Source organism: Gracilibacillus caseinilyticus (assembly GCF_022919115.1).
Lineage (GTDB): Bacteria > Bacillota > Bacilli > Bacillales > Amphibacillaceae > Gracilibacillus > Gracilibacillus caseinilyticus.
Window position 1 is genome coordinate 182,212 of record NZ_CP095072.1, and the last position, 15,443, is coordinate 197,654.

Below are 15,443 nucleotides of genomic sequence, written 5' to 3' on the forward strand. Positions count from 1 at the left end.
AGTTATCTCCTCTCTCCTTATCTTTTTCCTAGTCGTTCATACGCATCCTTACCAATCTTGGTTCTTGCGAGGATTACTGTCAATATAAACGGAACCACAATTGCTACAATCATCGCAACACAGAACATCACTATATCTGCGACTTGGATCGACAGCACGCCTGGGATACCACCTACACCGATCGAATTAGCCATAACACCTGATCCGACCGATATAACGGCAGCGATCGCTGAACCGGTAATTCCCGCGAAAAAGGGGAAAAGGTATTTTAAGTTAATCCCATATAATGCAGGTTCTGTTACACCTAAATAACAGGAAATCGCGGCAGGTACAGACACTTGCTGTTCTTGCTTGTCTTTGCGATTCAAATAAATCATAGCCACAACTGCAGATCCTTGCGCAATATTGGATAGCGCGATCATCGGCCATAATATCGTACCGTCGAAGTCACTCATCAGCTGTAAATCAATCGCATTGGTCATATGATGCAGTCCGGTAATGACCAGAGGCGCGTAGGCAAAGCCGAATATCGCAGCAAACAACCAGCCAAAACCTGATGTTAATCCAGAATAGACAATAGTTGAGATCCAGGAACCGATCTCCCAGCCGATTGGTCCTAACACAACATGTGCAACTAGTACGGCAGGAATCAATGCAAAAAATGGAACAAATATCATCGATACGACACTTGGAATCACTTTTCGTAACCAAATTTCTAAATAAGCTAAAACAAATCCGGCTAGGATCGCAGGAATAATCTGTGCCTGATAACCAATCATATCAATTTGGACAAAACCGAAATCCCACTGCGGAACCGAATCGGCTCCTGCTACACTATAAGCATTTAATAATTGCGGTGAAACTAACGTAATACCTAAGACAATACCGAGTACTTGTGTCGTTCCCATTTTTCTTGAGATTGCCCACGTAATCGCAACCGGTAAGAAGTGGAAGATCGCTTCCCCAATTAACCAGAGAAAGTCATAAACACCATTCCAGAATTGAGACGTTTCTGCTAAAGTCTGTGTTCCACCATTGACCATGCCAATCTCACCAATTACATTACGAAACCCGAGAATCAGACCCCCAACAACTAATGCAGGAATAATTGGGGTGAAGATCTCCGCAAGATGGGAAACCATCCGCTGCAGGAAATTCATGTTCTGCTTCGCTGCTTGTTTTGCTTCATCCTTTGAGCTGTCCCCCACACCGGCAACTTTAGTAAATTCATTATAAAACGTTGCAACCTCATTCCCGATAATGACTTGAAACTGTCCGCCAGATGTAAAGGTACCTTTAACAAGATCAATCTCTTCAATCGCTTCCACATCTGCTTTGTCTGTATCATTCAATACAAAACGCATCCGCGTCGCACAATGCGTCACAACGGAGATGTTGTCACTGCCGCCTACTTTTTCGAGCAGCTTCTCGGCCTGCTGTTTATATTTACTCATTTTCATTCCTCCTCACTTTTTGCATGTATATACAAGTGATTACGCTTTCATAATATCCTGTATATACATGTTTGTCAATAGAAAATATATCTGGGGGCAGAACAGCTTCGCTTGCCAACCTATCCTATATAAACACCGGATGGGGAAACAGGCAAAAATCGATACATTTCACTGAAACTTTTCTCTCTCTCAATCGTAGTACTAGTTAAGGATATAGTTAGGAGTCGATTAAAGATGTATAAATTACTAACGGTAGTCATCGGCATATTCATCGCTGTTCCGGTCATGATTACCACATGGTTCGTTAGTTTTTTTGCTATAGATTTGTCCTATTGGTACGCCTCTTTACTATCATTGATAGTGGCAGGTCTTACCTATGGACTGGTTTCGCTTATCAGTTATTCCCGTTTTCTCAAAAAGAATCATTTAACGATGAAGGATTATCGCTACATTCGCAAAAATCTGGCGGAGGCTCGTCCAAAAATACGCCGCATGCAAAAAGCCCTGTTCTCCATACACCATCTTACTTTCATTAAAGACAACATGGACCTGGTACGAGTCGTCAGGAAGATTTATCGCGTGACAAAGAAAGAGCCAAAACGTTTCTATCAAGGCAGTCAGTTCTATTTTTCACATCTAGATTCAGCAGTAGAGTTAACGGAAAAATATGCCCTGCTCTCATCACAGCCAACGAAAAACAAAGAGATGGAACTAGTGCTAAAAGAAACACGTCATGCATTAAAAGATATCCAGGCAAAAATTGAACAGGATCTCTATGACATTCTCTCCGACGATTTGGAGCAGCTACAATTCGAGGTAGATTTTGCAAAACATAAGAAAGGGTTGGATTACCATGAATAAAGAAGAACATAATTTGATGAATGACTTATTGGACAATCCATTTGCTGAGCATAAAAAGGAGACAGCTACAGAAGTTCCTGAAGAGAATAAACTGATTGACGTGCTTCCAGAAGAAGATCAGGAAAGAGCTCGTTCACTTGCCACGCAGATTGATCCAAAGAATCATAAAGCGATCATTTCCTACGGTACACAGGCACAGACCAAGTTATTATCCTTTTCCCATTCGATGCTCGACCATGTCCAGAAGAAAGATGTCGGGGAAGTCGGTCAGGTGATCAGTGACTTAATGAAGAAATTCAACGAGATCAACCCGGACGATTTGAAGCCGGAGAAACAAAATGTCCTGAAACGCTTATTCGGCAAGCTCTCCAGCTCGGTACAAGAAACACTGTCAAAATATCAAAAAACCGGTGCCCAAATTGACCGGATAACGGTGAAGCTCGAACGTAATAAAGAGGGACTGTTATCTGATATCTCGATGCTGGAAAAACTTTATGAACACAACAAGGAATATTTCAAAGGATTAAATGTCTACATTGCAGCCGGCGAACTGAAAATGGAGGAATTGCAGGAAAAAGAAATACCAGCTTTAAGAAAAACAGCTGAATCGACAAATGATCAGATGAAATATCAGGAAGTGAATGACCTGATTCAATTTACTGATCGTCTGGAAAAACGACTGCATGATTTGAAATTAAGTCGTCAAATTACGATTCAGAGTGCACCACAAATACGGTTAATCCAAAATACAAACCAGGTGCTGGTGGAAAAGATTCAATCATCGATACTCACAGCAATTCCATTATGGAAGAACCAAATCGCCATCGCGTTAACGATGTTCCGTCAGCAGCATGCCGTTGAAGCGCAGAAACAGGTTTCAAAAACAACAAATGACCTTTTGCTGAAGAATGCGGAGATGTTGAAAACCAATACGGTGGAAACCGCCAAGCTGAACGAGCAAGGCCTTGTTGATATTGAAACGTTAAAAACAACGCAGGAGAATTTGGTTTCCACACTGGAAGAAGTATTCAAGATACAGGAAGATGGACGCAGAAAACGCTTGGAAGCAGAGCAAGAGATTAGTACGATGGAAAATGAGATGAAGCAGAGATTACTGCAGGTTAAGGACAGCAATTAGATGATGAAATGGTGCCAGTCTTTTATCGGGGGCTGGCATTTTTTCTGATGGGGTCATGCTAGATAAAGATTAAGCTGTTCTTTTTAAGTTCTCTGCTTCCTTCACCTTATTTACATGCTGCCTTTTCACATCCCAATAGTAAATGCGGGGCAGGCCTGTTAATAACCAATATTCATGCAATAATGTCGAACTAACATATACGATCATCGTCCAGTCTAGAGACTTCATAAGAATCTCTCCCTTCGTCATATTTTATGGCGAAGGGAGGTTGTCTAAGAACGGTTCATTTATATATGGGGTTGACCATAACATAGCAATAAAAATACAAATTCACCCACAATATATTTATTTGTAAATATCACGCGAGGTGTGCGCAACCACACAATTTTTCGAGGTTTAGGTTGGTGAATGCCATCCGATCATAATGAGCAGTTGAATTAGCTTTTTAATTGAATGGGGGCATGCTTTCGTTCATAACTGCTTTCCAAAGTGACTCTTTTGTCCGAATGTAGCTGGCTTTCGTTCATAACGACCTTCAAAAGTTGCTCTTTTATTCGAATGCAGCCGGCTTTCGTTCATAACGACTTTTAAAATAGAGCCTTTTTGTTCGAATAGCATTAAAACCATATCAGAAAACATAAAAAAGCTCACAAACATTTCTATATCCATGTTTATGAGCTTTTTAAAATTATACAGTCACAACTGAATCCTGATCAACCAACCGATTCTTCACCAGTGTAATGACTTCCTGCTCCACACCTTTAGCTAATAAGTATTGTTCAACCGATTCATATGTAGCTGTAAGATACTCATACGCCTTCTCCATGTACTCCCCTTTCGAGTACATATAATCTACCGGAATGCCTTCTGGAAGATCTTCTTCCGTGTGCATGGTCTTTAAATTGGTATAACTCACTTCGTAATTTGATATGATATCCTTTTTTTCCACACCAGCTAAGCTCAGAAGCATCATGGCCAGGATACCAGTTCGGTCTTTACCACCTGCACAATGAAAAATGATAGTTCCTTCCTCAGCATGGGCAATAAGATGGAATATGTCCTGGAGCACTTTATTCTCTTCCAGTAATTCAATATAAAAGTCTCCCATGAATCGCTTTTCACTAGAATAAATAATATTAGAAACCTGCTCTGTGATAAACGGAAAATTGTAATAGTGGCAAAACGCTTCCTTCGCTAACACATTCGGTTTTTCCTGAATTTCATCTTCACCGCGTAAATCGATGACCGTCTTCACACCGTATTCTTTTAAAAACATGATATCCTCTTCTGTTAACTTACTCATATCACTGGATCGTAATAATTCGTGCCATTTTGTCTGCTGACCATACGCTGTATTATAGCCACCTAACTCGCGGCAATTGTCGATGCTCTCTAACGGCAAACGAACCCAATTTAATGCTGGATTTTTTATCATACAATTCCTCCCTCCTGGTTATCTACTTTCTCCATACTTCACCATTGTCTTAAGCTTTGTCATCGAAAATTCCAACACTAACATCAGTAGACAGATAACAATTAAAATCGTCGTCGTTTGGGCGTAATCATAGGCACCAATCGCTTTTGTTAAAAGCAGTCCAATACCACCTACACCGATAATCCCTAAACCGATGGACTCCGCCACATCCCCTTCAAAACGGACGGTAATCCAGCCGAAGAAAGACGTAATACAAAGTGGAATTAAGCCGTGAAAAACAATATTAAACCAGGACGCACCTGTTGATCGCATTGCTTCGACAATGTCGGTACCGACTTCCTCAATACTTCCGGTAAACAGTTTGATAAGATAACCGATCGAAGATAATAACATCGCAATGAATCCTGACGTATAGCCAAAGCCGAGGCTGGCAATGACCATCAGACCCCATACAAGACCGGGAACCGAACGGATCACGGCGAAAAAGGCTTTAATAAAATTGGCCAGATAGTTGCTTGGCGTAATGTTTCTTGCTGCCAAAAAGCTCAACAGCATCGCAATAATCACCGAAACAATTAACGTTAGGAAAGCTAGTGATAAACTGGTGACACATGCTAATAAGGCATCTGGGATAACACTCAAATCAATCACCATCATTCTGCCAATGACAGCTGGTACGTTTTCCAGTCTTTCAAAAAATTTCTGAACATCTAAGTTAACGAGCTTGATCGAGCCAATAAACACGGTGACCATAATAAATGCAATAAGTATTGATTTGACGGCACTCCCTTTTGAAGTTACTCGTATACGCTCCATTATTTTTCCATCCCTTACTATTGAGTTATGCAATTCGACTGCGAATCGAATTTGTCACGTATTCTGTTATTAAAATAATGCAAACAATGACCGTAATGATTGTCAACGCTTCACCATAATTAAATAAATTAATATTGGTATCAATTAAGACACCGATACCGCCGGCACCTACTAGACCAATGACAGTCGATGCACGAACGTTTATTTCAAATGAAAATAAAGTCCAGTTTATCCAAGCAGGCACAAACTGCGGGATCACGCCATGAAATAATATTTGAAAATACGACGCACCATTCGCCTGCAGTGCTTCCAGCTTATCTCCGGAAATTTCATCAATGGATTCTGCATAGCTTTTGCCAAGAAAACCAACTGTTACGAGAATTAAGGCGATGACGCCGACAATGCCACCAATTCCAAAGATATAAACCAGTAATGCCCCCAGATAATAAAAGGAATATTTCTTAAGATCGAAATGAAGCCACGGACAAATACGCGTAAGGCTTTAAATTTATTCGTATGTTCCGAGATTAAGATGCCTAACACAAAGGCAACGAGAGATGAAATATAGGTTGCAATCACGGCATATCCCAACGTGTCAATCACTAACGGAATATATTCTCTGAAATTCTCCAAATTTGCAGGAAAGAATTTTTGAAAGAAGAACATCAGAAAGTTGGGCAACCCCATTACCATGTCAATAAAACTCAATTCTAAATAGTAGATACTAAAAATACTGGCTGCCAACAAAGCCGTTACCGTTATGATAGCTTTGCTGGAACCACCTTGCTTTATTGGGATTTGATTATTTGATCGCATTATCATTGTTCTGCTCCACTCACTTGTCTGTCTTCATTCACAAACGCAGAGGCTGCTCCACCTTTATTTTGCAGCGTCATTTGCGATTCTTTCCCTTCATAAATATCTCGTACAATCGAATCTGTTAAATGGGACGGTGAGCCATCAAATACGACTTCCCCTTTTTTAATTCCGATTATTCGAGACGCGTATCGCTTGGCATAATCCACCTGGTGAAGGTTGACGACACACGTTAATTGCTTTTCAATCGAAATGCTGTGGAGTTGCTGCATGACAATATTGGCAGATACCGGATCAAGAGAAGCAATCGGTTCATCCGCTAGTAAAATTTTCGGTCGTTGCAGCAATGCCCTGCAAATACCGACGCGCTGCATCTGACCACCGGATAAGGCATCCGCTCGTTTATACATTTGATCTTCGAGGCCAACTTTTTTCAACAGCTCGACTGCTTCCTGTTTATCTTGCTGGCTGTACAAACCTAGTAAACTCTTATATAAAGGAGTATTACTTAATTGTCCATGCAGCACATTTTTAATCACATTAGTCCGGCTGACTAGATTATAATGTTGAAAAATCATACCGATCTTGGAACGTTGGTCTCGTAATTTACGTCCGCTTAATTTCTCCATATGCTGACTGTCAAATACGATATCACCTGCCGTTGGATCGACAAGACGGTTGATACAACGAATAAAAGTGGATTTCCCCGCTCCTGATGGGCCGATCACCACGATAAACTCACCAGGATAAAAATCAAGTGAAATACCGTTCAGCGCGCGCGTTTCTTTTCCATATACTTTAACTAAATCTCGTATAGATAATATTGCTTCCATTATTCCTGCACATCCTCTAACGCATTAATGGTATCTAACATTTCAATGGCCGGATCATAATAATCAGTTTTCGTTGCTTCGAATCGAGTTCCCGCATCTCCATGAAGTGCCTCAAAGTATTCTTCATTTTCAAAAGATACAAAGGCTTCCTGTAATGCTTTTTTGAAATCTTCCGGTAAATCACCACGAACAATATAAGAAGCGTCCGGAATATTAGCTGTACGGCCAATCACTTTGATATCATCTGGATTAAAACTATCTGATTCACCCATCATCGCCATAACCTGGTGTGCTACGGCTGCTGCCTCGTAATCTCCCATTGCCACACCCATCAAACTATTTGGATGTCCCTCAGAAAACACGACATTTTCAAAGAAGTAGCCGGATTGTTCGATTTTGTCCGGATCTAAATCCAATTCTTGTACCAGCGTAGCCTTCGGATAAAGATATCCAGAAGAAGAAGCAGCATTAACAAAAGCAAAGTTAGTTCCCTTTAAATCTTCTAAACTATTAATATCATCATTGTCTGCTTGTGTAACAAAATCAGTGTAATACTCGGACCCGCCTGGCACGACAGGTGTAACTAATAATTCTGCGCCTGCCTTTTGTTTGGCCTGATAGTAGCTCATTGGGCTTGCCAGCATGACATCAAGATTTCCAGCAGCCATTGCTTCTATTCCGACTGCATAGCTTCCTCCGTCAAATTCCTTGACTTCAATCCCTAGTTCTTCGGTAAGATGTTCTTTTAAAGAAGTATGCATGGTTGCAGCTTCTGTTGGATTATTTTCATCAGGCATCTGAACCAAAGTAATCGTCTCTGGCCATTCACTATTTCCAGACTCTGCTTCTGCAGTTGTTGCGCCCTCTGCGTTTCCACATGCTGCTAAAACGAATACGAATAAAAGCGGCAAAATTATTTTTCCTAACAAACTTTTCATAACCATCATCTCCTTTGATTAATTACTTCCTGATCAGACCTTGAAACGGATAATTTGTATATAACTTGTATACAACTCAAATACAATTTACTTACACTGATAAATATACAGATCAATTGTTAAGGAAGTGTTAATCTATTGAAAATGTTCTATTAAGTTTGGAAGTGTTTGTTTTACTTATCTACTTTTGACTTCTTTCTTTTAATCGATACAAATCTCGATGCGCTGCTCCCTACTTTTGGCTCCTTTTCTTTTAAACGATATAAATCTCAATGAATTGTTTTTCTTATTTAATACCTATGCCTCGTAGCAATTTTTAGGCGCTTTGCTACACATAAAAAAGCATTCCCAATCGAAAATGCTCTTTTACAGTCTATTATTACTGATACTTTTACACATACATCTGCCGATACTTCGTCGGCGTCATGCCCTCATTCTCCAGAAACAGCTTATTAAAATAGCTTGGATTAAGATAGCCAGATCTTTCGGCGATTTCTTTCACTGTGAGATTTTTTTCTTCCAGCAGTAATTGTTTACTCCATTGCAAACGACATAACGTAACAAAAGTCACCGGCGTCATCTTGGTGACACGTTTGAACAGCCGGCAAAAATAGTACGTGCTTACCCCCGTTTCTGCCGCCCAGTATTCCAGATCGAATGGTTCTGGTGCTCTCTCTTGCATTTTTGGTAAAAGGGATTGGATCCGCAAATCTATTTCCTGATTTGATTTCGATTCTCTCGGAACGGCATGGTTAGTAAAACAGGATAAGAAAGAATACGTAAGGGTAGATAATTGTGATAATCTCAAAAAGCTGTTCTCCTCGGCTTCCTGTAATAATAACTCATGTTCCTTCACCAACCTCGCCAAATCCGGTAATCGCCACAAGGTAAATCGGCCAAAGCCAATCTCAGACAAAAAGTGAGTTAACGTACTTCCATAAAAGTGAACCCATCTCACACTCCACGGATCATCCGAACTGCTAAAATAAGTTTGTTCCTGTTGCGGGAAATAAAGAAAGGAATCCCCTTTTTGCAACGTATATTGCTTGCCATTCATTTCTACAAAACCAGTCCCAGCTAAGACGACATGTATACTAAAATTATCTAACGACCCTGCCTCACGATAGACCTGATGATCCCCGGCCATCTGATAGGAACCGACTGATTCCGGAAGGATCATATAGGCATGTTTTTTTAACGTTGGTAATAGCACTTGACGATTCATTGCTTCCTCCCTCTTCCAAGGACAATATTGTGTTATCTTATTGCAAAAAGCTTCTATTTTCATTTTAATCACAATCGCTTATAATAACAACAAAGTTATAGAGGGGGTTCATACATGGCGATTAAATGGGGAGTTATGAGTACAGCGAATATCGCAAAAAAAGCCGTTATTCCTGGTATAAAACAATCAGAAACAGGTGAAGTCTATGCCATTGCCAGTCGAAACCTGGAAAATGCAAAAGAAGTCGCAAATGAATTAGAGGTACCAGTTGCCTATGGAAGCTATGAAGAATTATTGAACGATGCGAGAATTGATGCCGTGTACATTCCATTACCTAACCACCTGCATAAAGAATGGGCGATAAAAGCAATGGAAGCCGGTAAGCATGTGCTCTGTGAGAAGCCCATTGCTTTAGATGCTAAGGAAGCACAGGAGATGGAAGCAGCAAGTCATAGAACTGAAGTCATTTTGGCAGAAGCCTTTATGTACCGGTATCATCCACGATACCAAATGATAGAGGAAATCATCCAATCCGGTGAAATAGGAGACATCCGCAGTATTCACAGTGCATTCACCTTCAATAACGCTGCCGCGAAAGAAAATGTCCGCTATCGTAAAGATTGGGGTGGCGGCTCGTTATATGATGTCGGCGTCTATCCGATCAGTGCTGCCAGAATGATTTTAAAAGGAGAACCAGAAGCCGCAACGGTCCATGCTTTCTTTTCAAAGGAACATGATCACGTCGATATGATGGCTTCCGGGATTTTGGAATTTGACAATGGGATTGCCCTCACCTTTGATTGTGGCATGTGGGCTGCCTCCCGTAATCGTATGGAGATTATCGGAACAGAAGGCAGAATCGAGCTGCCGTCCGCTTTTGTTTCCCATCAAGATGAACAGGATCATTTCTACCTGCACACCAATAATGGAACGAAAGAGGTCGAAGTCCCACATGTCAATCAGTATGCACTACAGGCAGATGCTGTTGGCAAAAGTATTCAAAACGGCAAGGCATTACCTTATCCTGCTGATGATGCGGTGTTAAACATGAAGGTACTCGACGCTTGTCTAACTTCTGCTGAGGAAAGAAGACGCGTCGAAATCCAAGGAGGTTAAGTAAATATGAAAACGATTCAGATAAAAGGACTTGATAAGCCTGTCACGACTTTGATTCAAGGATCTGATTTTTTTAAACCGAATGTGTATGAAAAAGTGTGTCAGGTACTGGATCGGTATGTTGCGATTGGCGGGAATACGATTGATACAGCACACATTTATTGCGGCGGCGAGAGTGAAGTCACGATCGGGATGTGGTTAAAGGAGCGCAATAATCGCGAGGATATTGTTATTTTAACAAAAGGAGCCCACCACGACCAAAACGGGCCACGCGTCAATGCCGAAGCGATCCGTCAAGACCTTTTTGAAAGCTTAGAACGACTTGGTACGGATTACATTGATTTATATGCACTGCACCGTGATGATCCTGAGGTTCCCGTTGGCGAGATCATCGATGCGTTAAACGAGCATATCGAAGCAGGTCGTATTAAAGCGATCGGTGGTTCCAACTGGACAACCGATCGGATTCAGGCAGCCAATGAGTATGCTGCCGCAAATGGCTTAACAGGATTTTCGTTCAACAGTCCGAACCTCAGTTTAGCGAAAGCAAACGAGCCATTCTGGAAAGGATGTGTGTCGTGTGACAGTGAGGATCTCCACTGGCATGAAGAGACACAATTACCACTGTTATCGTGGTCTTCACAGGCCAGAGGATTTTTCACAGGACGATTTACACCAGAAGATCGAAGTAATCAGGACCTTGTTCGTGTCTTCTATAGTGACGCAAATTGGGACCGGTTAAAAAGAGCAGAACAGCTGGCAGAACAAAAAAATGTTACAGCGATCCAGATAGCGTTAGCGTATGTACTGAATCAGCCCTTCCCAACTTGTGCATTGATTGGCGCGCAGAATGAACAGGAGTTAATCTCTTGTTTGGAAGGATCGAGCATTGAATTAACGAAGAAAGAAGCAGCATGGATGGAGAATGGGTGAAGACTTGATGATCCAATATAATTTGTAACAGTATATCCAGAAGCATGATAAAGGTCATTCTAATAATTAGAATGACCTTTATTGTTGATCACTTTTTCTTAGCGCTCCATTAGCTTTTCTATATCCGTTAGCTCTTGTTCACTAATGGCATTCGTTGATAGCCTTGCTGCTAATCCTTCAAGCTTTTCAATGACTTCATAAATGTGATTCACCTTTTGCATTTCTTTTTAGCCTCTCTTTTTAATACTTTAAAAATAATCGCAGGATGAAATAAAATCGTTACTGGTTGGATAAGGTTCATTACTTGAATAAAAGCATTGTACACTTTCTTATCCTGTGAAGAAAGTAAATATATGTTTTTCACATACCATTGTTGAAAACGGAGCATGCGTGATTGGGTACCTGCAATACTTGGATAACGAAAATCTTCTATTTTAACCGTGTTCCAAATCGGAGCAATTAGTTTTGATGCTTTTCGATGGAACTTCCGTATTGTATGGACCGTGCATTGTTTGTCTCTCTGCAATTGTTTTTGCAGCAATAATCCTTCCATAACAGCAATACTCATTCCCTGGCCAAATACAGGGTCAATTCTGCACACCGTATCACCAATGACGAGTAAGTTATTCGGGAGATCGTTTACTTGATCGAACCTCCGCCAAATGATAGATGGTACACGGAAAACGGTTGTCTCCGATAGTGCTGCTCCTTCTTTGATTTCATGATAGATATCTTGTTTTGGCAGTTTTTGCGATAATGCAAGAAATGCTTGCTCATCCTTTATCACTTCTTTTGTATTTATTTGATTCAGATAGCCGATCATCGTGACGATATAGCGATCACGTTCTACTTTGGAAATGGTACCGCCAATTTTTTCGCCAGGAGGATTCGGATATACGAGCTTAATCTGCCAATCTCTTATCCGATCTGGTAAATGAAAGAATATACTCACATAAGTCAAACCGAGATCTATTTTTTCGGCTGGTACTGCTTTATTATTTTTTTGGAGCCAGTTGGCAGTAAGGCTACTCGCTCCACTTGCATCCACGATTAAGTCCGCGGTTAAAGTGCTGGTAGATTTATCATGATGAAGAATTTCTACACCATCCATACGGTTCTGTTTCTCACTATATAAAAAGTTTCGGACGGATTGATTGTAATGAATGGTGACATTGGGAATTTGTTTTATGTATTGTTCGATATGCCATTCTATGTGAGGACGGGTCTGAAGGACTGTCGTATAGCCACACATTTTCGCTTCCAGACACCATGATGAAACCAAGATAACTCCTGTGTAGAATTAATCTTAACTGCACCACTTTCAAGATAATTTTCGGTAATACCTGGGAACAATGCTTCCAAGCCATGCTGACCAGCATGAAGGAGTGCGTGAAGATGTTCCCCTTGACGCGCTCCTTTTCTCGGCGAAGGAGAGTCGATCTCGTTGTCTTGTTCCAAAATAATTACTTCGGCATAATAATTAGACAAGACGCGCGCAACTACTTTTCCTGAAATGCCTCCTCCAACAATTATTACTTTTTGACTTGTATTCATTCGGATTGCACCTCACGTATCTTCTTTATTCAAATGATAAACGTGCTCTGCTGTATCATTACTCAAGAAAATTATATCATTATATAGAGGTAGGATGATGGAAATGACAATTTTTTCACACGTTTTTTTGTATTGAGGACGGAATAGTCAAGACTACCACATTGAATAAATCTAAAAGTAATAGTTGACAATTAGTGATATTTATGAGATTATTATAAGGTTAACGAAATATGAAGTAACAAATAAGTGAATCTGGCATTCTACGGAAAGTTTTTGAAGATGCTTATTCACACTGGCGCGACTACGGGGTCGCAAGGACGTAAGAGCAGGTAGGGCTTACGTTGCTTAAGTTAGAAAATTACCAGTGGAACATGTACCGCGGTAAAAGTGAAATTTGATAACTGAAATTTCCCACCCGAGATTATCGGGATATAAAAATAATAATAAATCTTATGTGTTACTTTATAATTCAAAGGGGTACTCTTATAGTAAGAGTACCCCTTTTCCAATACTTATAATTGAAGAAAGAAGGTCTTAATATGATGAATCAAATCGGTACAATCCAGACGCTGGAGGTACTTCGAAAAATAGATACTGGATATGTTTTAGCAGGCGACATCCTCCTGCATCATAACGAAACAGAACAAGAACTGGAAGCGGAGCAAGCTGTTGATGTTTTTGTTTACCAGGATAAAAAAGGACAAACCGTTGCAACAACACAAGTACCAGCGATCCAAATCGATACATACGGCTGGGCTGAAGTGGTCGAAGTCTTACCGCACTTAGGTGTTTTTGTTAACATTGGTACAACAAAAGAAATCCTTGTATCAAAAGATGAACTGCCGTTGTTCATAGACGTATGGCCGATCGTTGGTGATGAGCTGTATGTTTCATTAGGCAAAGATCGGAAAGGACGCCTTCTTGCCCTCCCGGCTACAGAAGGAATTTTTGAAAGAATGTTCGAATCAGCACCCGATGATCTATTTAACGAAACTATCAGCGGTCGCATCTATCGTACAGACAGAGAAGGTGCTGTATGTATAACAGAAGCAGGCTACCGCGGGTTTATCCATCACACCGAACGAAAAGAAGAACCGCGTTTAGGCGAACAAGTAGAAGGCCGCGTGATTGAAGTGAAGCATGACGGCACATTAAATGTATCACTTAGACCGTTGAAACAACACAGTATGTGTGAAGATGCGGACGAGATCCTGGCACAATTAGAAGAAAGTAATGGAGTCCTTCCATTTTCTGATAAAAGTAATCCTGACGAGATACGCGAAACCTTCAACATCAGTAAAGCAGCGTTTAAACGCGCATTAGGTAAGTTAATGAAGGAAAGAAAAATTGAACAACGCGATGGGAAGACTTATTTGATCTCTGAGTGACAGCGCAGTTGGGCATCACGCTGGGAGTTCGGGATAGAGCGGAGCTATTGGACAGGTCCGTTCCTTTTTTCGTGCGTATTGGGGCGATTGAGCTCTTCTATCGGACAGCTCTGCTTCTTTTCTCGTGCACATTGTCCGATTGAACACTTCTATCGAAGGGGGCCACAATTTTCCCGCCTTCATCATGAAAAGTATAGGGTCAGTTCCTCTATCTCTATTTAGACACTATTCTTCGTGGAGAGGCTGACCCATTTCATACTGTTATTCATCATTCTCTAAAAGTTCAGTAATAATTTTCAAGTCTTTAAACGTATCCATATAGGCATAGCGTCCACCTGGATATTCACCCTTTTGTTCCAAAGCCATTCCATTCGCTTCCATCACTTTGACCTTTTCTTGTAAACCTTCCACACTAAAGGCAATATGATGTGGACCCTCGCCGTGTTCATCTAAATATTCTCGCCACGTACTTGGATGCTCGTCAGGTTCGATCAATTCCAGCTGCAAGGAACCCATATCAAAAAAGGCTAGCTTTGCTCTTGCGGAGGTGCTTTTACCTTTGTATTCCGTTTGAGCTTGTTCAGGTGCATCTGTTTGATTAATCTGTGGCTTATCCATTCCAAAAAAATCAGCATAGGTTTGCGCTGTTTTTTCAATGTCATGAACAAGAATCCCTATTTGAGTTATTACGTTCGTTCCTAGAATATTTCTTTCCATTTACATAACCTCCTGATTTTTTGGATCATCGCTCGCTGACCTTTAAATCCATATTTCAATAAACATTAAAACCCTGTATAATGTTTTATTACTACATTCTACAGAGAGATATATGCTTCCTGCTTGTTTATACTACTTTTTATATTAATTGTGTCAGACCCTTCCCTCCTGACTTGGCTGACGTGTTTAAAAAATTTAAGAATTAATTAAGAATTCAAT

The 15,443-nt window shown here is 40.7% G+C and carries 18 protein-coding genes; 5 read left to right on the top strand and 13 right to left on the bottom strand.

Annotated elements, in window-relative coordinates; genetic code table 11:
- Window positions 1-17: 17 nt before the first annotated feature.
- Window positions 18-1,454 (bottom strand): PTS system trehalose-specific EIIBC component, encoded by a 1,437-nt coding sequence (treP, locus tag MUN88_RS00725; protein WP_244719681.1) that lies wholly within the window; start codon window positions 1,452-1,454, stop codon window positions 18-20.
- A gap of 234 nt (window positions 1,455-1,688) precedes the next feature.
- Between treP and MUN88_RS00730 the strand changes: the two genes are divergently transcribed.
- Together MUN88_RS00730 and MUN88_RS00735 are read left to right on the top strand one after the other, a co-directional pair.
- Window positions 1,689-2,315, top strand: a complete 627-nt coding sequence (locus MUN88_RS00730) for a 5-bromo-4-chloroindolyl phosphate hydrolysis family protein (protein WP_244719684.1) — start codon at window positions 1,689-1,691, stop codon at window positions 2,313-2,315.
- Window positions 2,308-3,453 carry a toxic anion resistance protein gene (locus tag MUN88_RS00735; protein WP_244719687.1) on the top strand — a complete coding sequence of 382 codons (1,146 nt, stop codon included), beginning with the start codon at window positions 2,308-2,310 and terminating at the stop codon, window positions 3,451-3,453. The genes MUN88_RS00730 and MUN88_RS00735 overlap by 8 nt, the downstream gene beginning before the upstream one ends.
- 69 nt (window positions 3,454-3,522) lie before the next feature.
- Here the strand turns inward: MUN88_RS00735 and MUN88_RS00740 are convergent, their stop codons facing one another.
- The 8 genes from MUN88_RS00740 to MUN88_RS00775 all read right to left on the bottom strand — a co-directional run bounded on the left by MUN88_RS00740 (window position 3,523) and on the right by MUN88_RS00775 (window position 9,516).
- Window positions 3,523-3,681 (bottom strand): hypothetical protein, encoded by a 159-nt coding sequence (locus tag MUN88_RS00740; RefSeq protein ID WP_244719689.1) that lies wholly within the window; start codon window positions 3,679-3,681, stop codon window positions 3,523-3,525.
- A gap of 460 nt (window positions 3,682-4,141) precedes the next feature.
- The gene (locus tag MUN88_RS00745; protein WP_244719692.1) at window positions 4,142-4,888 is read right to left on the bottom strand and encodes a tyrosine-protein phosphatase; all 747 of its coding nucleotides are present in this window, start codon (window positions 4,886-4,888) and stop codon (window positions 4,142-4,144) included.
- Between the two features lie 18 nt (window positions 4,889-4,906).
- On the bottom strand, window positions 4,907-5,704 hold the full coding sequence (locus MUN88_RS00750) for a PhnE/PtxC family ABC transporter permease (protein ID WP_244719694.1): 798 nt from the start codon (window positions 5,702-5,704) through the stop codon (window positions 4,907-4,909).
- Window positions 5,705-5,729: 25 nt separating this feature from the next.
- Window positions 5,730-6,194: a PhnE/PtxC family ABC transporter permease gene (locus tag MUN88_RS00755; RefSeq protein WP_369809971.1), complete on the bottom strand. Its 465-nt coding sequence runs from the start codon at window positions 6,192-6,194 to the stop codon at window positions 5,730-5,732.
- Window positions 6,086-6,526, bottom strand: coding sequence for a PhnE/PtxC family ABC transporter permease (locus MUN88_RS00760; RefSeq protein ID WP_244719696.1), 441 nt, complete (start codon window positions 6,524-6,526; stop codon window positions 6,086-6,088). Before MUN88_RS00760 ends, MUN88_RS00755 begins: the two co-directional genes overlap by 109 nt.
- Window positions 6,523-7,353: a phosphonate ABC transporter ATP-binding protein gene (gene phnC / locus MUN88_RS00765; protein ID WP_244719698.1), complete on the bottom strand. Its 831-nt coding sequence runs from the start codon at window positions 7,351-7,353 to the stop codon at window positions 6,523-6,525. Before phnC ends, MUN88_RS00760 begins: the two co-directional genes overlap by 4 nt.
- Entirely contained in the window at window positions 7,353-8,291 is a 939-nt protein-coding gene (locus MUN88_RS00770) for a phosphate/phosphite/phosphonate ABC transporter substrate-binding protein (protein ID WP_244719700.1), read from the bottom strand. Before MUN88_RS00770 ends, phnC begins: the two co-directional genes overlap by 1 nt.
- Before the next feature lie 391 nt (window positions 8,292-8,682).
- A complete protein-coding gene (locus MUN88_RS00775) occupies window positions 8,683-9,516 on the bottom strand; it encodes a helix-turn-helix domain-containing protein (protein ID WP_244719702.1) in 834 nt (277 codons plus the stop codon).
- Window positions 9,517-9,630: 114 nt separating this feature from the next.
- Between MUN88_RS00775 and MUN88_RS00780 the strand changes: the two genes are divergently transcribed.
- Window positions 9,631-10,632 (top strand): Gfo/Idh/MocA family protein, encoded by a 1,002-nt coding sequence (locus tag MUN88_RS00780; protein ID WP_244719704.1) that lies wholly within the window; start codon window positions 9,631-9,633, stop codon window positions 10,630-10,632.
- A gap of 6 nt (window positions 10,633-10,638) precedes the next feature.
- Window positions 10,639-11,565 (top strand): aldo/keto reductase, encoded by a 927-nt coding sequence (locus tag MUN88_RS00785; RefSeq protein ID WP_244719706.1) that lies wholly within the window; start codon window positions 10,639-10,641, stop codon window positions 11,563-11,565.
- 98 nt (window positions 11,566-11,663) lie between these two features.
- Here MUN88_RS00785 and MUN88_RS21610 read toward each other — a convergent pair whose 3' ends face one another.
- From MUN88_RS21610 to MUN88_RS00795, 3 genes are read right to left on the bottom strand one after another with little or no spacing between them, the layout of a single operon-like run.
- Window positions 11,664-11,786, bottom strand: coding sequence for a hypothetical protein (locus MUN88_RS21610; RefSeq protein ID WP_256463973.1), 123 nt, complete (start codon window positions 11,784-11,786; stop codon window positions 11,664-11,666).
- On the bottom strand, window positions 11,774-12,847 hold the full coding sequence (locus MUN88_RS00790) for an NAD(P)/FAD-dependent oxidoreductase (RefSeq protein ID WP_244719708.1): 1,074 nt from the start codon (window positions 12,845-12,847) through the stop codon (window positions 11,774-11,776). The genes MUN88_RS21610 and MUN88_RS00790 overlap by 13 nt, the downstream gene beginning before the upstream one ends.
- Window positions 12,775-13,119, bottom strand: a complete 345-nt coding sequence (locus tag MUN88_RS00795; protein WP_244719711.1) for a hypothetical protein — start codon at window positions 13,117-13,119, stop codon at window positions 12,775-12,777. The genes MUN88_RS00790 and MUN88_RS00795 overlap by 73 nt, the downstream gene beginning before the upstream one ends.
- A gap of 539 nt (window positions 13,120-13,658) precedes the next feature.
- On the opposite strand from MUN88_RS00795, the gene MUN88_RS00800 reads away from it, so the two are divergent.
- A complete protein-coding gene (locus MUN88_RS00800; RefSeq protein WP_369809925.1) occupies window positions 13,659-14,507 on the top strand; it encodes a CvfB family protein in 849 nt (282 codons plus the stop codon).
- A 261-nt stretch (window positions 14,508-14,768) separates the two neighbouring features.
- Here the strand turns inward: MUN88_RS00800 and MUN88_RS00805 are convergent, their stop codons facing one another.
- Window positions 14,769-15,224 (bottom strand): VOC family protein, encoded by a 456-nt coding sequence (locus MUN88_RS00805; RefSeq protein WP_244719714.1) that lies wholly within the window; start codon window positions 15,222-15,224, stop codon window positions 14,769-14,771.
- Window positions 15,225-15,443: the final 219 nt, after the last annotated feature.